Here is a 20,347-nt window from a genome sequence, read left to right on the forward strand (position 1 = left end):
ATAGCGACGAACGGCACCGCGCTCCCGACACGCAATCCCCCCTTCCTCCACATCATACCCGCAACAGCAGATACTCCCGCTCCCAGGAACTGATCACCTTGTTGAAGGCCTCGTACTCGGCGAGCTTGACGGCGATATAGGCACGCACGAAGCGCTCGCCGAGCAGCGCCTGCAGCGGCTCGCACCCCGCCAGCAGCCGCAACCCCTCCTCCAGCGTCCGGGCAATCTCGATACGGCTGTTGGCAGCGTAGGCGCTGCCGGTGGCAGGCGAGGATGGCTGCAGCTGCTCCTTCATTCCGAGGTAGCCGCAGGCCAGGGACAGGGCGATGGCGAGATAAGGGTTGGCGTCGGCACCGGCAAAGCGGTTTTCGATGCGGGTTGCCGCAGGCTCCGCATCCGGCACCCGAAGCCCGGTGGTGCGGTTGTCCAGCCCCCACTGCAGATTGATGGGCGCGGCGATATCCGGCACGAAGCGGCGGTAGGAGTTGACGTTGGGCGCGAAAAAGGCGATCGCCGCCGGCACGTATTTCTGCAACCCGCCGAGATAGTGGTAGAAGGCTTCGCTGAAGCGCTCGCGTTTACCGACGAAGACATTGCAGCCGCTTTTGCGATCGAGCAGGCTCTGATGAACATGCATGGAACTGCCGGGTTCCCGCTCCATCGGCTTGGCCATGAAGGTGGCGTAGATATCGTGCACCAGCGCGGTTTCCCGCAACGTCCGCTTGAAGGCGAAAACCTGATCGGCCAGCGCCAGCGGGTCGCCGTGCTTGAAGTTGATCTCCATCTGCCCGGCGCCGGATTCGTGAATCAGCGTATCGACATCGAGCTGCTGCGCCTCGCAATAGCGATAGAGGGTGTCGATCAGCGGATCGAACTCGTTGACGGCATCGATGCTGTACGACTGACGCGCCACCTCGGCGCGGCCCGACCGCCCCACCGGCGCCTTGAGCTCGTAATCCGGGTCGAGGTTCTTCTGCACCAGATAAAACTCCACCTCCGGCGCGATGACCGGCTGCAGCCCCTCGTCCTCGTAGAGCTGCAACACCCGCCGCAGCACGTTGCGCGTCGACAGCGGGTGCGGATTGCCATCGCTGCCGTGACAGTCGAATATCAGCTGTGCCGTCGGCTCCTTGGCCCAGGGCGCCAGCCGCAGCGTGGTGGGATCCGGTGCCAGCACCATGTCGCGATCGGCAGGATCCACCAGTTCGTAGTAGTCGTCCGACCAGTCGCCGGTCACGGTCTGGACCAGGATGCCCTCGGGCAGGCGCACATGCTGCTCGGCCATGAACTTGCGCGTGGGCAGAAACTTGCCCCGGGCGTTGCCGGTCATGTCCGGAACCAGGCACTCGATTTCGATGATGCTGTGCTGCTGCAGGAATTTCTCGACAATATTCATAGGCATTATCCGCTGCCGGTCAAAATCGAAGAGTAGGATGGGTTGAGGCGCCTGACCACAACATCGTCAGCCCCCGCAAACGACAACGGCGCCAAAACCCATCCTATCGATCGCAATTAGCCAGAGCCGGCACACCGTACGGCAAGCGGCAAATCACCCGACCGGACAACAGAAATTCAGTCCAGCAACGCCACCGCCTTGATCAGCGCATAGACCTGCTGCCCTTCGTGCAGCTTCAGCTGCGCTGCCGAGTAGGCCGAGATCTCGGCCGACAGCTGCTGTCCGTCCGCCAGCAGGCCACAGACCAGCACCCGGCCGTCAACCGGCGGATCGATGCGCGAGATACGCAGCTCGAGCTGGTTGACGATGGAAATATCCCCAAGCGGTCGCAGCGCCAGGCTGACATCGGAGGCCAGGATGCGCAGCCGTGCCCGCGTCACCGCCCGGCGCAATGGTCGTACCAGCCACAGCCGCAGCCCCCTGCACAGGAAGGGCGTGCGGCCGTCGGCCAGAGTTGCGCCGACCTTGCCTTCGAGAATGCTGGCGGCGCCTTCGTCGACGAACAGCGGCGAATCCGCACGCCCCAGCGCCTGCTGCAGGCTCTCTGTACGCTCGATGCGCCCGTGAGCCATGAAAATAACCCGGTCGGCGAGCCGTTCAACCTCATCGGCAGCATGGGTGACATAGAACATCGGCACGCCGGACTCGGCGGACAGCTGTTCCAGATAGGGCAATATCTGCTGTCTGGCCTGACGATCCAGCGCCGACAGCGGTTCGTCCAGCAGCAGCACTTCGGGGCTGGTCAGAAGCGCCCGACCGATAGCGACGCGCTGGCGCTGGCCGCCGGACAGCTCCGTCGCCGGGCGCCGAAGCAGATCCGCAAGGCCCATCCACTCGACAACTTCGCCCGGGACGATGCGGCGGCGCTCAGCCGGCAGGCGTTTCCAGCCGTACAGCAGATTGTCCTCGACCGAGAGATGCGGGAACAGGCTGGCCTCCTGAAAAACATACCCCAGGGTGCGCCGGTGCGTCGGCAGCCGCTGTCGTCCCTGCTGCCAGACCCGCTCCCCGAGACGGCAGTGTCCGTCCACCGACTCCAGTCCCGCGAGCGCCCGCAGCAGTGTGGTCTTGCCGCAACCGGAAGGCCCGAAAATCGCGGTTACGCCCTGCAACGGCAGGCTGAAGACAACATCGAGCTCGAAACCTCCGCGCCTGAGCCGGAATGTCGCGTCGATATTCATGGATGCACCACCGCGACGCGCCGGTTGAACAGATACACCGTCAGCAGCGTGATGAACGACAGTAAAAGCAGCAGTATCGACAGCTGATGGGCAGAGGCGTACTCGAGGGTCTCGACATGCTCGTAGATGGCGATCGACACCACCTGGGTTCTGCCCGGTATATTCCCGCCTATCATCAGCACGACCCCGAACTCGCCCAGGGTATGGGCGAAGCCCAGCACCGTCGCTGTCAGAAATCCCGGTCGCGCCAGCGGCACCGCGACCGACCGGAAGGCATCCCAGGGCGACGCCCCCAGCGTTGCCGCCACCTCCAGTGGGCGCCGGCCAACCGCGGCGAAGGCACTCTGCAGGGGTTGCACCACAAAGGGCAGCGAATAAACCGCAGACCCCATGACCAGCCCCGTGAAACTGAATGCCAGTCCGCGGTCGAACCAGCGTCCGACAGGCCCTTCCGGTCCGATCGCCAGCAGCAGATAAAACCCGAGTACCGTTGGCGGCAACACCAGAGGTAATGCCACCAGCGCCTCGATCAGCACCTTCCCGCGCCAGCGACTGCGGCTAAGCCACCAGGCCAGCGGTGTTCCCAGCACCAGCAGCACCAGCGTAGTCACCGCCGCAAGCTTGAGCGTGATCCAGAGCGCCGCCAGATCCGCTGCGCCGAACATCCTTCAGTCACCCTCCACAAAGGCGCTATAGCCGTGACGTTCGATCAGCAAGCGGGCTTCGGCGGACGCGATGTACTCGAGCAGCGCCTCTGCCGCCTCGCCCGGCTGCAGCTGCACCACCTGCTGCACAATCGGCGCGTACAGCTCTGCCGGAACCGCCCAGTGAGAGCCGGCGGCGTAATGCCCGTCGCGATAGACCTGGGACTTGGCGACGAAGCCCAGCGCCGCATTGCCGCTGTGCACGTACTGGTGCGCCTGGCCGATATTCTCACCGCGCACCAGCCGGTCCTGCAGCTGCTCCCAGAGTCCGAGCCGCGCCAGGGTTTGCTCGGCGGCACGCCCGTAGGGTGCCGTTTTCGGATTGGCGATCGCCAGGTACCCAAAGGACGCCTGGCGCAGTACCCCGGGCCCGTCTGCGATCAAATCCTGCTGCGGACTCCAGAGCACCAGTTCCCCCCGGGCATAGGTGAAGCGACTGCCCGGCAGCGCCACCCCCTCCTGCTCGAGCAGCGCAGGGCGCCTCTCGTCGGCGGCGAAAAACAGATCGAAAGGCGCACCGTTCCTGATCTGGGCATAGAGCTTGCCCGTCGCTCCGGACGACAGAATCACCTCATGGCCGCTGGCGCGCTCGAAATTCAGGACCAGCGCTTCCATCACCTCGATGAAGTTGGTCGCCACCGCCACCCTGACTTCGTCAGCCCGCCCGTTCAGCGGCAGGCACGACACTATGGCCAACAGCCCTGTTGCAACGGCTCGAATCACGCCTGGAACCCCGCAAAGCCTGGTTATATAAAATTTTATATAGCGTTTACCGGACTGTAGCGTTATATAAAAATGAATACAACCCTGGAGCAAACGGAGCCAAGACGCCACAATAGGCTTTTGCCGCAACGGAATGAACGATGGAACTGGATATCCTGCTGACCCTGCAAACAGCCGGACGGGACTTCATCAATCCGAAACGCATCCGACTGCTCGAGCAGATTCGCGAACAGGGCTCGATCAGCCGGGGTGCCAAGGCCGCCGGGGTGAGCTACAAGTTCGCCTGGGACGCCGTGGCCGACATGAACGCTCTCGCCGGCCGGCCACTGGTCAGCCGCGAAACCGGCGGCAAGGGCGGCGGCGGCGCCCGGCTCACCGGATACGGCGAGCGACTGCTGAACATCTACCGGCTGCTCAACCAGATCGAGGCGATGGCGGTCGCGGCGGTGCAGGACGAGCGCGTTTCGCTGGATAGCCTGCTGTCGGTGGTCAGTCGGATGGGGCTTCAGACCAGCGCCCGCAACCAGCTGATCGGCCGGGTCGAGCAGCTGAATCCGAATGACATCAGCCACAAGGTCAGCGTACGCCTCGAAAATGGCGACCTGATCCACGCCGATATCACCGAACGCAGCGCCCGGCGCCTGAAGCTGGAGACCGGCAAGGAGGTGCTGGCACTGGTAAAGGCCCCCTGGGTGCAACTCGCGTGCGCCAGCGAAGCGCCGTCCGAAGCACGGGACAACCGCCTGTACGGCACCCTTGTCGGTATCGACCAGGGCGCTGAGTTCGACGAATACAGAATCGCACTTGCCGGCGACGAGCCACTCTGCGCCCTGGTGAGCAGAATCGGGCCGCCGGCGACTTCGTTCCGGATTGGCGAGCCCCTTGTTGCCCGCTTCGCGCCCGATCAGGTAATCCTGGCCACTCTGGAATAAGCATGCGACGCCCGCAACCAAAAGCTCGAGACGCCAAGCCATAGTCTGGGACTATCAAAGCTATATAGACAATTTCCCGCCGCCCTTCCCTGCAGCTGCTACATTGTTTTTGCCGCCCGATGCCAGGCCGGGCCTGATTCACCGGACGCCGGCGCAACTGGCACGCAGCGCGCAAACCGTCAACGGTTTAAGGCGGGAGCTCTGAGCGGACCAACCCGGCTGCGGTGCTTCCATTCCCCCACCGAGCAAAGGACGTCGAAACATGAGCAATAACAACAGTGGCTCCTCCGGCAAGTGCCCCGTCATGCACGGCGGCAACACCTCATCCGGATCCTCCAACATGGAGTGGTGGCCGAAATCGCTAAATCTGGACATCCTCCACCAGCACGACAGCAAGACCAACCCGCTGGGCGACGCCTTCGATTATGCCGAAGAATTCAAGAAGCTGGACCTTGAGGCCGTCAAGAACGACCTCAAGGCGCTGATGACCGACAGCCAGGACTGGTGGCCCGCAGACTGGGGGCACTACGGCGGCCTGATGATCCGCATGGCCTGGCACGCCGCCGGCAGCTACCGTATCGCGGATGGTCGCGGCGGCGGCGGTACCGGCAACCAGCGCTTCGCACCGCTCAACAGCTGGCCCGACAACACCAATCTCGACAAGGCCCGCCGCCTGCTGTGGCCGATCAAGAAGAAGTACGGCAACAAGCTGTCCTGGGCCGACCTGATCATCCTGGCCGGCAACATGGCCTATGAGTCCATGGGACTGAAAGTTTTCGGTTTCGGCGGCGGCCGCGCCGACATCTGGCACCCGGAAAAGGACACCTACTGGGGCTCCGAAAAGGAGTGGCTGGCACCGACCGATAACCCAAACAGCCGCTACTCCGGCGAACGCGACCTCGACAACCCGCTCGCGGCGGTGATGATGGGCCTGATTTATGTAAACCCGGAAGGCGTCGACGGCAATCCGGACCCGCTGAAAACCGCGGCCGACGTGCGCGTCACCTTCGCCCGCATGGCCATGAACGACGAAGAAACCGTCGCCCTGACCGCAGGTGGCCATACCGTCGGCAAAACCCACGGCAACGGCAATGCCGAGAACCTCGGACCCGAACCCGAAGCGGCTGAGCTGGAAGAACAGGGTCTTGGCTGGAACAACCACAAAACCCGCGGCATCGGGCGCGACACCGTCACCAGCGGGATCGAGGGCGCCTGGACCAGCCAGCCGACCCGCTGGGACAACGGCTACTTCGAGATGCTGCTGAACCACGAATGGGAACTGAAAAAAAGCCCGGCCGGCGCCTGGCAGTGGCAGCCGGTCGACATCAAGGAAGAAGACAAGCCGGTCGATGTCGAGGACCCGTCCATCCGCTGCAACCCGATCATGACCGACGCCGACATGGCGATGAAGATGGACCCGGAATATCGCAAGATTTCCGAACGCTTCTACAAGGACCCTGCCTACTTCGACGAGGTCTTTGCCCGCGCCTGGTTCAAGCTGACTCACCGCGATCTGGGCCCGAAAAGCCGTTACCTGGGCCCGGATGTACCGGCCGAAGACCTGATCTGGCAGGATCCCGTGCCCAGTGTCGACTACAGCCTGAGCGATGCCGAAATCGCCGACCTCAAACGCAAGATCCTCACCTGCGGCCTGAGCGTCAGCGAGCTGGTCAGCACCGCCTGGGACAGCGCCCGCACCTTCCGCGGCTCGGATTACCGCGGTGGCGCCAACGGCGCCCGTATCCGCCTGGCGCCGCAGAAGGACTGGGAAGGCAACGAACCTGCACGGCTGCAGAAAGTCCTGTCCGCGCTGGAGAATATCCGCTCCGGACTGAGCAAGCCGGTGAGTCTTGCCGATCTGATCGTGCTGGGTGGCAGCGCCGCGGTGGAAAAGGCCGCGAAGGATGCCGGCTTCGATATCACCGTCCCGTTCGCACCGGGCCGCGGCGACACCACCCAGGAGATGACCGATGTCGACTCCTTCGAGCCGCTCGAGCCGCTGCATGACGGCTATCGCAACTGGCAGAAGTCGGATTACGTAGTCACGCCGGAGGAAATGCTGCTGGACCGTACCCAGCTGATGGGCCTGACCGCACCGGAAATGACGGTGCTGATTGGCGGCATGCGTGTGCTGGGCACCAACCACGGAGGCAGCAGGCATGGCGTCTTCACCGATCGGGAAGGCGTGCTGACGAACGATTTCTTCGTCAACCTGACCGACATGAAGTACAGCTGGAAACCGGCCGGTAAGAACCTTTACGAAATCGTCGATCGCAAGAGCGGTGCGACGAAGTGGACCGCCACCCGGGTCGACCTGGTGTTCGGCTCCAACTCCATCCTGCGCGCCTACGCCGAGGTCTACGCCCAGGACGACAACAAGGAGAAGTTCGTCAACGACTTCGTGGCGGCCTGGACCAAGGTGATGAACGCCGACCGCTTCGATCTTTAAAGGTGGTACAAAGCTACAGTTGGCGGTACAGCCGACTGTAGCTCCGGTGATTCGGCAAGATCGGGTCAAGGTGACGCGACACCCGTCACCCGTCACCCGTCACCCGTCACCCGTCACCCGTCACCCGTCACGAACAGTATGCGCGGACCGGATCGCGCAGCGACTCCCTATTCCACCGTTACCGACTTGGCGAGATTGCGCGGCTGGTCGACGTCGGTGCCCTTGAGCACCGCAACATGGTAGGACAACAGCTGCAGCGGCACCGTGTAGACGATCGGTTCCAGAATGCCCGGTACCGGCGGCAATTCCAGAACCTGCACGCCTTCCTCCGGCTCCACTGCCTGGGAGCTGCCCGCGAACACGAACAGTTCGCCGCCGCGGGCGCGTACTTCCTGCAGGTTCGCCTTGAGCTTGTCGAGCATCTCGTTGCGCGGCGCCACCGTGACCACCGGCATATCCTTGTCGACCAGCGCCAGCGGGCCGTGCTTGAGCTCACCGGCGGCATAGGCTTCGGCATGGATATAGGAGATTTCCTTGAGCTTCAGCGCCCCCTCCATCGCCACCGGATTCAGGGTGCCGCGACCGAGGAAAAGCGCGTGATGCTTTTCAGCAAAGGCCTCGGACATCTTCTCGATCGCCGGATCGAGGCCCAGTACCCGCTCCAGCAGACCCGGCAACTGCTTCAGCTCCTCGACGATCCTGGCTTCGGTTTCGGGCTTAAGGCCGTGACGCCGTCCCAGCACCAGGGTGGTCTGCAACAGAGCCACCAGTTGGGTGGTGAACGCCTTGGTCGAGGCGACCCCGATCTCGGGACCTGCGTTGGTCATCAGGCACAGATCCGATTCCCGAACCAGCGAGCTGCCCGGGACGTTGCAGATGGTCAGGCTCGCCAGCACCCGGTCACGAATTTCCCGCAGCGCCGCCAGCGTATCGGCGGTTTCACCGGACTGGGAAATGCTGATGAACAGGGTACCCGGTGGCAGCACCACCCTGCGATAGCGGAACTCGCTGGCGACTTCAACCATACAGGGAATCCCAGCCAGATCCTCGATCCAGTACTTCGCCACCAGTCCGGCATGATAGCTGGTGCCGCAGGCCACGATCTGTACCTGCTTCACCTGATCGAAGATCTCGCCGGCGCCGGCGCCGAAGGCCTGCTCGAGCACGCTGTCTTTGCCCAGGCGCCCTTCCATCGCGGCATGCACCACCTTCGGCTGCTCGTAGATCTCCTTGAGCATGTAGTGCTTGTACTCGCCCTTGTCGACGCTGCCGGAGCCGTGCTGGAACTGCAACACAGGACGCTCGACGGACTCGCCTGTGGCGTTCCAGATTTCGATGCCCAGACGCTTGAGGCGGGCGACGTCGCCTTCCTCCAGATAGATGAAACGGTCGGTGACCTGCAGCAGCGCCAGCGGATCGGAGCCGATGAAGTTCTCGCCGATCCCGACGCCGATGACCAGCGGGCTGCCCTTGCGCGCGGTGATCAGCTCGCCGGGATAATCCTGATGCATGACCCCCAGCGCGAAGGCGCCATCGAGCCGGGCCACCGTTTTGCGTACCGCCTCCAGGATGTTGTCACCGGCCTCAACAGCGCTGTCCAGCAGGTGTGCGATCACCTCGGTATCGGTGTCCGAGCTGAACTCGTAGCCCTGCGCCTGAAGGTCGCGCTTGAGGCTTTCGAAGTTCTCGATGATGCCGTTGTGCACCACCGCCAGCCGCTCGCCCGACATATGCGGGTGGGCGTTGTTCTCGGTGGGTTTGCCATGGGTGGCCCAGCGGGTATGGGCGATGCCGAGCTGGCCGTCGAGGGGGTGCTGTGCCAGCGCGTCCGCCAGCGCCTGCACCTTGCCGGCGCGACGCAGGCGGTTGATCTGCTCACCGTCCCAGACCGCCATGCCGGCCGAATCATAACCGCGATATTCGAGCCGGCGCAGGCCTTCGAGCAGGATTTCCGCTACCGGACGCGCCGCTATGGCACCGACGATTCCACACATGGTTTCAGTCCTTCCGCTTCACCGGCCGCTGCCAGTTGTCGAGATTTCGTTGCTTGCCACGCGCGACCGCAAGCTGCTGCGCGTCCACATCCTTGGTGATGGTCGAGCCCGCCCCGACCGTCCCGCCCGCGCCGATCCGCACCGGCGCCACCAGCGCGCTGTTGGAGCCGATAAAGGCACCATCGCCAATCCGGGTAACGGATTTGTTGACGCCATCGTAGTTGCAGGTGATGGTGCCGGCACCGACATTGACGTCGCGACCGATTTCGGCATCACCGATATAGCTCAGGTGATTAACCTTGGAGCCTTCGCCGATCCGGGCTTTCTTGGTTTCGACGAAGTTGCCGACCTTCGCGCCCCTCGCCAGCTCGGTACCCGGACGCAGTCGTGCGAAGGGGCCGATATCGCAACCGGCGTCCACCACCGCATCCTCGATCACCGAATTCGCCTTGATGACGGTTCCATTGCCGATGGAGGCATTGCGAATACTGCAGTTGGGGCCGATCTGGACACCGTCGCCAAGGCGGACTTTCCCCTCGAACACACAGTTGATATCGATTACCACGTCGCGGCCGGTATCGAGACTCCCCCGCACGTCGAGGCGGGCCGGATCCAGCAGAGTCACGCCTTCGGTCATCAGCCGCTCGGCTTCGCGGCGCTGGTACCAGCGCTCCAGTTCCGCCTGCTGCTGGCGGTTGTTGACACCCTGCACTTCCTGTTCATGCTCGGGCTGGATCGCATCGACGCGCACGCCCTCACCGGCAGCCATGGCGATGACGTCGGTCAGATAATACTCGCCCTGGGCGTTGTTGCTGGACAGTAGCGGCAGCCACTCGGACAGCAAACGGGTCGGCAAAGCCATGATGCCGGTATTGACCTCCCGTACCGCACGCTGGGCATCGGTCGCATCCTTGTGCTCGACGATCGCCGTCACCGACCCCAGGTCATCGCGAATGATGCGGCCGTAGCCGGTGGGATCCGCCAGTTCGACGGTCAGCAGACCCAGGTGCCCCTGACCTGCAATACGCACCAGATGACGCAGGGTAGCGGCCGCTGTCAGCGGCACATCGCCGTACAGCACCAGGCTGATACCGTCCCGAGCAACCCCATCCATTGCCTGGGCGACCGCATGACCGGTACCCAGCTGCTCGGCCTGCACGGCAAAGTTCAGCTCCTGCCCGGCCAGCGCCTCGCGCACCTGGTCGGCGCCATGGCCGATAACGACATGCAGCCGCGCCCCCTCCAGATCGGCCGCCGCATCGATCACATGCTGTACCATCGGCTTGCCTCCGACCGGGTGCAATACCTTGGGTTTGTCCGACTTCATACGGCTGCCCTGTCCGGCCGCCAGTATTATCACGTCCACTGACATTGTCTTGCGGGTCCCCGGCCCGGCCGAAACGCCGGACCTTTGCAGTTTTGTTTAGGCTCGATGACTCTAGATGATACAAGATCAGATTCAATACGGCTTGTCTGTAAAGCCCTGACAATCGGTATTTTGGGGGAAGTCTATGGCGCTATAGCTGTACCGTTGCTTGACGGCCACCACCAACGCGCACAGGCAGAGACTGCAATCGTAGTGTCCGCAGGTAATTGGGGCGGTTTCTGCCCCCCAGCATACGCGATACGCCGGTTGAGTGAAGCGACGTAATCCAGAACCAGAAGCTTCGGAGCCGTTCATGATATCCGTCTGACCGGTCCGACCTCCTCCACCCCATAACGAAAAAAGGCAGCCCTGGGGCTGCCTTTTCAGTCGAGTGCAGAGGGCTGAGTGATCAGCCCTTGCCGCTTTTCTTGCGGATCTGCTGCAGGGTGCGAAGCTGGGCTGCAGCTTCCGCCAGTTCTGTCGCCGCGCGCGAGTATTCGAACTCGGCGTTTTTGTCAGACATTGCCTGCTGTGCGTGCTTCTGCGCTTCGAGTGCGGAGGCTTCGCTCAGGTCGTGGGCTCGCAGCGCGGTGTCTGCCAGTACCGTGACCTTGTGCGGTTGCACCTCGATGTAGCCGCCGGAAACGTAGAAAACGTCTTCCTGGCCGCCCTGCTTGCGCAGCTCGACAGGGCCTGGTTTGAGTTCCGTCAGAAGCGGAGCGTGACCCGGGTAGACACCCAGGTCACCCAGGCTACCTGTTACCGATACGAACTCGATGAGGCCAGAGAAGACTTCGCCTTCGGCACTCACGATATCGCAATGAACAGTCATAGCCATGCTAGTTACCTCTTATAGAGTTAGCAGGGTGCGGCAAGGCTACCTCGATAGCGCTTTTCGGCACCCTGTTAGGCCAGGAAGCTTAGAATTTCTTGGCTTTCTCTACCGCTTCTTCGATACCGCCGACCATGTAGAAGGCCTGCTCCGGCAGGGAGTCGAACTCGCCTTCCAGGATGCCCTTGAAGCCACGGATGGTTTCTTTCAGCGGGACGTACTTGCCCGGTGCGCCGGTGAAGACTTCTGCCACGAAGAACGGCTGCGACAGGAAGCGCTGGATCTTACGGGCACGCGCTACGATCTGCTTGTCTTCCTCGGACAGCTCGTCCATACCCAGGATGGCGATGATGTCCTTCAGCTCCTTGTAGCGCTGCAGAACGCCCTGCACCTGACGAGCGATGTCGTAGTGCTCCTGGCCGATAACCAGCGGGTCCAGCTGACGGGAGGTGGAGTCCAGCGGATCCACGGCCGGGTAGATACCCAGCTCGGCGATCTGACGGGACAGTACCACGGTCGCGTCCAGGTGGGAGAAGGTAGTCGCCGGAGACGGGTCAGTCAGGTCGTCCGCCGGTACGTATACCGCCTGGATGGAGGTGATGGAGCCGGTCTTGGTGGAGGTGATACGCTCCTGCAGAACGCCCATCTCTTCCGCCAGGGTCGGCTGGTAACCTACTGCGGACGGCATACGGCCCAGCAGTGCGGATACCTCGGTGCCCGCCAGGGTGTAACGGTAGATGTTGTCGACGAACAACAGTACGTCACGACCTTCGTCACGGAACTTCTCGGCCATGGTCAGACCGGTCAGGGCGACGCGCAGACGGTTACCCGGCGGCTCGTTCATCTGACCGTAGACCATCGCTACCTTGGACTTGTCGAACTGCTCGACGTTGACGACGCCCGCTTCCTGCATCTCGTGGTAGAAGTCGTTACCCTCACGGGTACGCTCGCCGACACCGGCGAATACCGACAGACCGGAGTGCTGGGTCGCGATGTTGTTGATCAGCTCCATCATGTTGACGGTCTTACCAACACCCGCACCACCGAACAGACCGATCTTGCCGCCCTTGGCGAACGGGCAGACCAGGTCGATGACCTTGATGCCGGTTTCCAGCAGCTCGTTGGTCGCCGCCTGCTCGGCATAGGTCGGTGCCTTGCGGTGAATCGGCATGCGCTCGTCTTCACCGACCGGACCACATTCGTCGATCGGGTTGCCCAGCACGTCCATGATACGGCCCAGAGTGGCCTTGCCCACGGGCACCGATACCGGCGCGCCGGTGTTTTCTACATCCCAGCCACGGCTCACACCTTCGGTCTGACCCATGGCGATCGCACGGACCACACCATCGCCCAGCTGCTGCTGGACTTCCAGCGTCAGGCCGGTCTTGGTGACGGTCAGGGCGTCATATACCTTCGGCACGCTATCGCGCGGGAATTCCACGTCGACAACGGCGCCGATAATCTGAACGATTTGTCCGCTACTCATGTTCGGATCCTCTTAACTTTTTAACCCGTTCACTGCGTTAAACAGCCGCCGCACCGCCGACGATCTCGGAAATTTCCTGAGTGATCGCGGCCTGACGAGCCTTGTTGTAGACCATCTGAAGCTCGTCGATGAGGTTGCCGGCGTTGTCTGTTGCGTTCTTCATCGCCAGCATACGGGCTGCCTGTTCACAGGCGTTGTTCTCGACCACCGCCTGGTAGACCACCGACTCCACGTAACGCACGAGCAGCCCGTTGAGCAGCTCTTTCGCGTCCGGTTCGTAGAGGTAGTCCCAGTGATGGTTCAGCAGTTTGTCGTCGTCTTCCGCGCGCAGCGGCAATACCTGCTCGACCGCGGGCTTCTGCGTCATGGTGTTGACGAATTCGTTCGACACCACGAACAGGCGATCCAGCTTGCCCTCGGCGAAGGCATCGAGCATCACCTTGACCGAGCCGATCAGATCGGCCAGTGCGGGTGCGTCGCCCATATGGGATTTCGCCGCCACGACGTTGCCGCCGTAGTTCTTGAAGAAGGATACTGCCTTGGCGCCCAGCGCACAGATCTCGACCGCGACGCCTTTGTCGTGGTACTCCTTCATGCTGGCCACGGCCGACTTGAACGCGTTGACGTTCAGGCCACCGCAGAGACCGCGGTCGGATGCGACTACGATATAGCCGACACGCTTGGCCTCGCGTTCCTGCATGTAAAGGTGGCTGTATTCAGGGTTGGCCTTCGCCAGGTGCTGAATCACGCCACGGATACTGCGCGCGTACGGACGGGACGACTGCATGCGATCCTGGGCCTTGCGCATCTTGCTCGCCGCAACCATTTCCATGGCGCTGGTGATTTTGCGCGTGCTCCCGATACTCGCAATCTGCGTCTTAATCTCTTTTCCGACTGCCATAGTTCCGCCTTTTTACCTTGACCTGGTATCCGGTCTGCGGGCTACGCCTGCAGACCGGTGCCCGAGGGCTGTTACCAAGTCTGGGTTGACTTGAACTTCTCGATGCCGGCCTTGAACTGCGCAGCGATCTCGTCGTCGTAAGCGCCCTTTTCGTTGACCTTGCCCATCAGGTCCGCGTACTCGGACTTGAAGTAGGAGATCAGAGCCGCTTCGAAGTCGCCGATCTTGTTCAGCTCAACGTCGTTCAGGAAGCCTTCGTTCGCCGCGAACAGGCTCAGGCCCATTTCGGCTACGGACATCGGCGAGTACTGCTTCTGCTTCATCAGCTCGGTAACGCGCTGACCGTGCTCCAGCTGGGCGCGGGTGGCGTCGTCGAGGTCGGAAGCGAACTGGGCGAAAGCCGCCAGTTCACGATACTGCGCCAGGGCGAGACGAACACCGCCGCCCAGCTTCTTGATGATCTTGGTCTGGGCCGCGCCACCGACTCGGGATACGGACAGACCGGCGTTGATCGCCGGACGGATACCCGAGTTGAACAGGCTGGATTCCAGGAAGATCTGGCCGTCGGTGATGGAAATCACGTTGGTCGGAACGAACGCGGAAACGTCACCGCCCTGGGTTTCGATGACCGGCAGAGCAGTCAGGGAACCGGTTTTGCCTTTCACTTCACCGTTGGTGAACTTCTCGACGTATTCGGCGTTCACGCGAGCGGCACGCTCGAGCAGACGGGAATGCAGGTAGAAGACGTCACCCGGGTAAGCTTCACGGCCCGGCGGACGACGCAGCAGCAGGGAGATCTGGCGGTAAGCCCAGGCCTGCTTGGTCAGGTCGTCGTAAATGATCAGGGCGTCTTCACCGCGGTCGCGGAAGTATTCGCCCATGGCACAGCCGGCGTACGGCGCCAGGTACTGCATGGCGGCCGGGTCAGCGGCGCCGGCGGCTACGACGATGGTGTGATCCATAGCGCCGTGCTCTTCCAGCTTGCGTACCACGTTGGCAATGGTCGACTGCTTCTGACCGATGGCAACATAGATACACTTGATGCCGGTGCCTTTCTGGTTGATGATCGCGTCGACCGCAATAGCGGTCTTACCGATCTGACGGTCACCGATGATCAGCTCACGCTGACCGCGGCCGATCGGCACCATGGCGTCGATCGCTTTCAGACCGGTCTGAACCGGCTGGTCAACGGACTGACGGGCGATAACGCCCGGCGCGACCTTCTCGATAGCGTCGGTCAGCTTGGCTTCGATCGGCCCTTTGCCGTCGATGGCGTTACCCAGCGCGTCGACGACGCGGCCGAGCAGTTCCGGACCGACCGGCACTTCCAGGATGCGACCGGTGCAACGGGCAGTCATGCCCTCGACCAGACCCTGATAGTCACCCAGTACTACGGCACCTACGGAGTCACGCTCCAGGTTCAGTGCCAGGCCGTATACGCCGCCGGGGAACTCGATCATTTCCCCGTACATGACATCAGCCAGACCGTGGATCAGGATGATACCATCGGACACGCTGACGATAGTGCCCTCATTGCGGGCTTCAGAAGACACGTCGAGTTTTTCGATGCGCTTCTTGAGAATCTCGCTGATCTCAGATGGATTCAGTTGCTGCATGATAATTCCTCACCCTCAGGACGTCATCGCTTCGGCCAGCTTCGCCAGTCGGGCGCGGACCGAACCATCGATCACCAGGTCTTCGCTGCGAACGACGACGCCACCCAGAATGCTCTTGTCGACCTGGGTGGTCATCTTCACGCTGCGGCCCAGCTTGGTGCCGATTGCCTGAGATAGTTTCTGTTGCTGCTGCTCGTCCAGTTCGAAAGCCGTGGTCACGTCGATCTCGACGGACGCTTCCTGACGGGCTTTCAGCTGCTCGAACTGCGCCTGTATGGCCGGAAGCAGAAAGACACGACCGTTTTCGGCCAGCAGGCTGATAAAGTTCCTGCCGGCGTCGTCAAGGTCGTCTTCGCAGACGCTGATCAGCGCCTTCGCTTTCGCTTCGCTGGTCAGCGCGGGGCTGCCCATCGCCTGGACCATGCGCTCGTCCTGAACCACCGCTGCGGCGGTTGCGAGCATCTTGGACCAGGACCCGAGCGCGCCCTGCGACAGCGCGAATTCGAATGCTGCTTTAGTGTAAGGCCGAGCGACTGTATTGAGTTCAGCCATCTTAAACCTCGCTTAAAGCTCAGCGGACAGCTTCTCAAGCAGCTGCGCGTGGGCTTTTTCGTCAATAGAGGCTTCCAGAACCTTTTCGGCGCCGGCCATGACCAGAGCAGCGACCTGCGCACGCAGGGCTTCCTTGGCACGGTTGGCGTCCTGTTCGATTTCAGCCTGAGCGGCAGCCTTGACACGGTCGGCTTCGGCACGCGCCTGCTCTTTGGCTTCATCGATGATCTGGTTCGCCCGCTTATTGGCCTGTTCAATGATGGCGGCTGCCTGGACCTTGCTATCGTGAAGGTTTGCAGTGGCCTTTTCCTGGGCCAGATGCAGATCACGGGTCGCGCGGTCGGCAGCTTCAAGACCTTCGGCAATCTTCTTCTTGCGCTCTGCGAGGGCCCCTGTAATCGGGGGCCACACGTACTTCATGCAGAATACGACGAAGATGAAGAATGCAATGGCCTGACCAATGATGGTGAGATTGATATTCACGCCATTACCTCTCGCGGTTGTCTAAAAAGTAGATTTCGAAATGCCTACTACTTATTAGCCAGCAACAGCGAACAGGACGTACAGACCCAGACCCACGCCGATCATCGGGATAGCGTCGACCAGGCCCATGACGATGAAGAACTGGGTACGCAGCAGCGGAACCAGTTCCGGCTGACGGGCAGCGCCTTCGAGGAATTTGCCACCCAGGATACCGATGCCGATAGCAGCACCAATTGCACCCAGACCCAGCATCAGCGCAGCAGCGATATACAGCAGTTCAGCCATTTGATTTCTCCAGATTTTTCAAGGTTAAGTTCAAGGTTTAAAGCAAACTGTTTCAATGATCCCTGAGCAATATTGCAATCAGTGATCGTCGTGGGCCATCGCCAGGTACACGATTGTGAGTACCATGAAGATGAATGCCTGCAGGGTGATGACCAGAATGTGGAAAATCGCCCAGGGTACCGACAGCAGCCACTGAATCCAGAAGGGCAGCAGTGCGATCAGAATAAAGATCATTTCGCCCGCGTACATGTTGCCGAAGAGTCGCAGAGCCAGGGATACCGGCTTGGCCAGCAGGCCAACGATCTCGAGGAACAGGTTGAACGGCAGGAAAATCTTCGGCAGCGGCTGGAACGACAGTTCCTTCATGAAGCCGCCCACGCCTTTCTGTTTGATGCTGTAGTAAATGATCAGGGCGAGAACGCTGATCGCCATACCACCGGTGGCGTTGACGTCGGTGGTCGGTACCACTTTCATGAAGTGAATGCCCATCTGGCCGGCAACGTACGGCAGCCAGTCAACCGGCACCAGGTCCATCAGGTTCATCAGGAAAATCCAGACGAAGATGGTCAGTGCCAGCGGCGCGATCACCGGATTTTTGTAATGGAAGATACCCTTGACGTTGTCGTCGACGAACTCGATCACCGTCTCGACAAAGTTCTGGGTGTTGCCAGGCACCCCGGAGGTCACGCTTTTCGCAACCTTGCCGAAGAACCACAGGAAGAAGATACCGAGGCCCACGGACCACAGCATGGTGTCGACGTTGATCGCCCAGAATCCCATCTCAGCCGCTTCCTGAGCACTGTGCGCAAAGCCCCATCCGCTTTCCGGATGGTTGCCGAACGTCAGGTTCGTCAGGTGGTGCGATATGTATTCTGAGGATGTGACAGTTCCACTAGCCATTCTCAGTCTCTCTGTTCAAAGTTTCAGGAACCTGTTGTCGGCATCATCCGCGCATAGGCAATCCAGCCCAGGATCTGCTGCAGGATGAAAGCGCCAAATAGGGAAAATGGACTGATAGGCTCGACCAGCACGAACACCAGACTGAAGCCCAGTATCGCCAATGCCATTTTCCATATTTGGCCGATATACATGGCCGCCAACACTTTCGGCCCGGAAAGGCCGTGCCGCCGGGACAGCGTGCGCAACGCGAAATAGAGATTGGGCACCAGATATATCAGGCTACCGAGCAGCGCCGACCAGGCTTCCACCCGACCGGTCAGCAGCAACAGAACCGCACAAAGAATCAGTGCGACGCCCGCCTGCGCCAAAAGGATTGCCAATACCCGACCCAGCGGTGTACTCAATCGGTGCGAATCGCCCCGGTTTTGCATTCCAGCCACCGCGATATCGGTTTTATCGATGCCCTTTGTGCTCTATTTTCGAACACATGCCCCAAATTCAGCGCGTCGATTATAGGGGTATTGCTGTATTGCATCAACCGGAACCGGAGCCTTTTGCACCAAGGTACTAGAGCCGTCGATTTGACTTTGCAGACAGCTATTAAATGAGCTCACGCAGAAGTCGATAAAGGTTACCGGCGTTAAAGAGGAGGGATACAGAAGGTTATTTTTTATACAGGTGATAACCCATAATACAGGCGCGTGCCCCCAAACTTACGGGCACTTCCCCGCCGCCAATAACCCAGGTAGCGAATTAATTCGCGACGGGGCGCCGCTCCTACAATTTATTTCAGGTTCTGCAGAATGGAGTTGAGTTCATCCTCGCCATCGTAGGCGATGGTGATCTTGCCTTTGCCCTTGGCGTTGGCGCTGATCGATACCGGTGTCGAGAAGCGCCGGGTCAGTTCATCGGCCAGCTGCGTCAGTACCGGGTTCGGAGCCCGGGCGGGTTCGGGCTCCTGCGGCGGCGCCTGCAGCTTGCGAACCAGGTCCTCGGTCTGGCGAACGCTCAACCCTCGGGCGACGACCTCCCGTGCCGCCGCGACCTGGCCCTCGCCGGACAATGCCAGCAGGGTGCGGGCATGCCCCATCTCGAGATCGCCGTAATCGAGCATTTTTTTGACGTCTTCCTCGAGCTTCATCAGGCGCAGCAGATTGGCGATGGTGGAACGGGATTTCCCGACCGCCTGCGCTACCTCCTGCTGCGTCAGCTCGAATTCCTGCTGCAGGCGCTGCAGGGCGATCGCTTCCTCGATGGGATTGAGATTCTCGCGCTGGATGTTCTCGATCAGCGCCATGGCGATGGCGGCTTCATCCGAGACCTCCCGCACCATTGCCGGTATTTCATCGAGACCGGCGAGCTGGCAGGCACGCCAGCGGCGCTCCCCGGCGATTATCTCGAAGCGACCGGCGTCGACCGCACGCACCACTATGGGTTGCATAACGCCCTGGGCGCGGATGGAGTCGGCGAGTTCTTCCAGCGCCTGGGGTTCGATATCGCGACGGGGTTGATAGCGGCCGCGCTGAATCTGCTGCAGCGGCAGCAGACGATAGCCGTCGAGCTGTTCCGCCTCGTGCGTGGCGGCGACCGGCTCCTTCACTTCATTGACGGTCGACAGCAGCGCGTCCAGTCCGCGCCCCAGGCCTCGTTTCATCGCGGGCATCAGTTCATTTCCTTAGCTACTTCAGCATCAGCGCCGGCCATTGCCGGCTGCTGTACTTCTTTATCGCCAGTGCTGTTTCCGGATTCCGCGCTCTTGCGGATTAGCTCGCCGGCCAGCGCCAGATAGGCCAGGGCACCGCGGGAACTCTTGTCGTAGAGCAGTGCCGGCAGGCCATGGCTGGGAGCTTCGGCCAGACGCACATTACGCGGGATCACGGTGCGGTACACCTTGTCGCCGAAATAATCCACCAGGTGGCTGGAGACATCCCGGGTCAGACTCATGCGCGGGTCGAACATGGTGCGCAGGATGCCTTCGATCCGCAGCTCGGGATTGAGGCGCTGGTTGATCTTGTTGATGGTGCCGACCAGCGCGCTGATACCTTCCAGGGCATAGTATTCGCACTGCATCGGAATGATCACACCGGATGAGCAGGCCAGCGCATTCACCGTCAGCAGGTTCAGCGACGGCGGATTGTCGAGCAGAATGAAGTCGTACTCGTCGGCGACTTCATCCAGCGCCATCTTGAGGCGGAACTCACGCCGGGCCAGGCTCAGCAGCTCCACCTCGGCCGCCGTCAGGTCGCCATTGGCGCCGATCAGATGGTATCCGGCCGGCGTTTCGGTCAGTCGGGACTCGCTGGCACTCGCCTGGCCGGTCAGAAGATCGTAGGACGAGAGCTCGAGACCGTGCTTGTCTATGCCGCTGCCCATGGTGGCGGCATCACGCGTTTTTTGGTCGCCGCCAGCGAGGCGGCAAGGTTGACGCAGGTCGTGGTCTTGCCCACGCCACCTTTCTGGTTCGTGACCGTAAGGATTTTGGCCAAG

General features: G+C 61.5%; 18 protein-coding genes and 1 pseudogene. 2 read left to right on the forward strand and 17 right to left on the reverse strand.

Annotated features, from left to right (window positions below; translation table 11 throughout):
* Nucleotides 1-52 precede the first annotated feature (52 nt).
* The 4 genes from IEX85_RS03260 to modA form a co-directional block, all read right to left on the reverse strand.
* Nucleotides 53-1,396 carry a glutamine synthetase family protein gene (locus IEX85_RS03260; protein ID WP_188858280.1) on the reverse strand — a complete coding sequence of 448 codons (1,344 nt, stop codon included), beginning with the start codon at nucleotides 1,394-1,396 and terminating at the stop codon, nucleotides 53-55.
* Between the two features lie 176 nt (nucleotides 1,397-1,572).
* Nucleotides 1,573-2,637 (reverse strand): molybdenum ABC transporter ATP-binding protein, encoded by a 1,065-nt coding sequence (gene modC / locus IEX85_RS03265; RefSeq protein ID WP_188858282.1) that lies wholly within the window; start codon nucleotides 2,635-2,637, stop codon nucleotides 1,573-1,575.
* Nucleotides 2,634-3,302: a molybdate ABC transporter permease subunit gene (gene modB, locus IEX85_RS03270; RefSeq protein WP_188858290.1), complete on the reverse strand. Its 669-nt coding sequence runs from the start codon at nucleotides 3,300-3,302 to the stop codon at nucleotides 2,634-2,636. The genes modC and modB overlap by 4 nt, the downstream gene beginning before the upstream one ends.
* A gap of 3 nt (nucleotides 3,303-3,305) precedes the next feature.
* Nucleotides 3,306-4,028, reverse strand: a complete 723-nt coding sequence (gene modA / locus IEX85_RS03275) for a molybdate ABC transporter substrate-binding protein (RefSeq protein ID WP_229721805.1) — start codon at nucleotides 4,026-4,028, stop codon at nucleotides 3,306-3,308.
* Between the two features lie 176 nt (nucleotides 4,029-4,204).
* On the opposite strand from modA, the gene IEX85_RS03280 reads away from it, so the two are divergent.
* Both IEX85_RS03280 and katG read left to right on the forward strand, forming a co-directional pair.
* Nucleotides 4,205-4,996 carry a TOBE domain-containing protein gene (locus IEX85_RS03280; protein ID WP_188858292.1) on the forward strand — a complete coding sequence of 264 codons (792 nt, stop codon included), beginning with the start codon at nucleotides 4,205-4,207 and terminating at the stop codon, nucleotides 4,994-4,996.
* Nucleotides 4,997-5,258: 262 nt separating this feature from the next.
* A complete protein-coding gene (katG, locus tag IEX85_RS03285) occupies nucleotides 5,259-7,445 on the forward strand; it encodes a catalase/peroxidase HPI (protein WP_188858294.1) in 2,187 nt (728 codons plus the stop codon).
* A 167-nt stretch (nucleotides 7,446-7,612) separates the two neighbouring features.
* On the opposite strand, the gene glmS is transcribed toward katG, so the two are convergent.
* The 13 genes and pseudogenes from glmS to IEX85_RS03350 all read right to left on the reverse strand — a co-directional run bounded on the left by glmS (nucleotide 7,613) and on the right by IEX85_RS03350 (nucleotide 20,346).
* Nucleotides 7,613-9,439, reverse strand: coding sequence for a glutamine--fructose-6-phosphate transaminase (isomerizing) (gene glmS / locus IEX85_RS03290; protein ID WP_188858296.1), 1,827 nt, complete (start codon nucleotides 9,437-9,439; stop codon nucleotides 7,613-7,615).
* 4 nt (nucleotides 9,440-9,443) lie between these two features.
* Nucleotides 9,444-10,811, reverse strand: a complete 1,368-nt coding sequence (gene glmU, locus IEX85_RS03295) for a bifunctional UDP-N-acetylglucosamine diphosphorylase/glucosamine-1-phosphate N-acetyltransferase GlmU (protein WP_188858298.1) — start codon at nucleotides 10,809-10,811, stop codon at nucleotides 9,444-9,446.
* A gap of 403 nt (nucleotides 10,812-11,214) precedes the next feature.
* Nucleotides 11,215-11,643, reverse strand: a complete 429-nt coding sequence (locus IEX85_RS03300; RefSeq protein ID WP_188858301.1) for a F0F1 ATP synthase subunit epsilon — start codon at nucleotides 11,641-11,643, stop codon at nucleotides 11,215-11,217.
* An 82-nt stretch (nucleotides 11,644-11,725) separates the two neighbouring features.
* Nucleotides 11,726-13,123: a F0F1 ATP synthase subunit beta gene (gene atpD / locus IEX85_RS03305; protein WP_188858303.1), complete on the reverse strand. Its 1,398-nt coding sequence runs from the start codon at nucleotides 13,121-13,123 to the stop codon at nucleotides 11,726-11,728.
* A gap of 37 nt (nucleotides 13,124-13,160) precedes the next feature.
* Nucleotides 13,161-14,024 carry a F0F1 ATP synthase subunit gamma gene (gene atpG, locus IEX85_RS03310; protein WP_188858305.1) on the reverse strand — a complete coding sequence of 288 codons (864 nt, stop codon included), beginning with the start codon at nucleotides 14,022-14,024 and terminating at the stop codon, nucleotides 13,161-13,163.
* A 71-nt stretch (nucleotides 14,025-14,095) separates the two neighbouring features.
* Nucleotides 14,096-15,640 (reverse strand): F0F1 ATP synthase subunit alpha, encoded by a 1,545-nt coding sequence (atpA, locus tag IEX85_RS03315; protein WP_188858307.1) that lies wholly within the window; start codon nucleotides 15,638-15,640, stop codon nucleotides 14,096-14,098.
* A 15-nt stretch (nucleotides 15,641-15,655) separates the two neighbouring features.
* A complete protein-coding gene (locus IEX85_RS03320; RefSeq protein ID WP_188858309.1) occupies nucleotides 15,656-16,192 on the reverse strand; it encodes a F0F1 ATP synthase subunit delta in 537 nt (178 codons plus the stop codon).
* Nucleotides 16,193-16,204: 12 nt separating this feature from the next.
* Nucleotides 16,205-16,675, reverse strand: a complete 471-nt coding sequence (locus tag IEX85_RS03325) for a F0F1 ATP synthase subunit B (RefSeq protein WP_188858311.1) — start codon at nucleotides 16,673-16,675, stop codon at nucleotides 16,205-16,207.
* 54 nt (nucleotides 16,676-16,729) lie between these two features.
* Nucleotides 16,730-16,960, reverse strand: coding sequence for a F0F1 ATP synthase subunit C (gene atpE / locus IEX85_RS03330; RefSeq protein ID WP_020679585.1), 231 nt, complete (start codon nucleotides 16,958-16,960; stop codon nucleotides 16,730-16,732).
* Nucleotides 16,961-17,038: 78 nt separating this feature from the next.
* Complete coding sequence (gene atpB / locus IEX85_RS03335; RefSeq protein WP_188858313.1) at nucleotides 17,039-17,860, reverse strand: F0F1 ATP synthase subunit A; 822 nt, start codon at nucleotides 17,858-17,860, stop codon at nucleotides 17,039-17,041.
* 23 nt (nucleotides 17,861-17,883) lie between these two features.
* The gene (locus IEX85_RS03340) at nucleotides 17,884-18,291 is read right to left on the reverse strand and encodes an ATP synthase subunit I (RefSeq protein WP_229721774.1); all 408 of its coding nucleotides are present in this window, start codon (nucleotides 18,289-18,291) and stop codon (nucleotides 17,884-17,886) included.
* Between the two features lie 353 nt (nucleotides 18,292-18,644).
* Nucleotides 18,645-19,523: a ParB/RepB/Spo0J family partition protein gene (locus IEX85_RS03345; protein WP_188858317.1), complete on the reverse strand. Its 879-nt coding sequence runs from the start codon at nucleotides 19,521-19,523 to the stop codon at nucleotides 18,645-18,647.
* A pseudogene (locus IEX85_RS03350) lies at nucleotides 19,523-20,346 on the reverse strand (ParA family protein). The gene IEX85_RS03345 and the pseudogene IEX85_RS03350 overlap by 1 nt, the downstream one beginning before the upstream one ends.
* Nucleotide 20,347 lies beyond the last annotated feature (1 nt).

This window comes from Marinobacterium nitratireducens (assembly GCF_014645375.1).
GTDB classification, from domain to species: Bacteria; Pseudomonadota; Gammaproteobacteria; order Pseudomonadales; family Balneatricaceae; genus Marinobacterium_A; species Marinobacterium_A nitratireducens.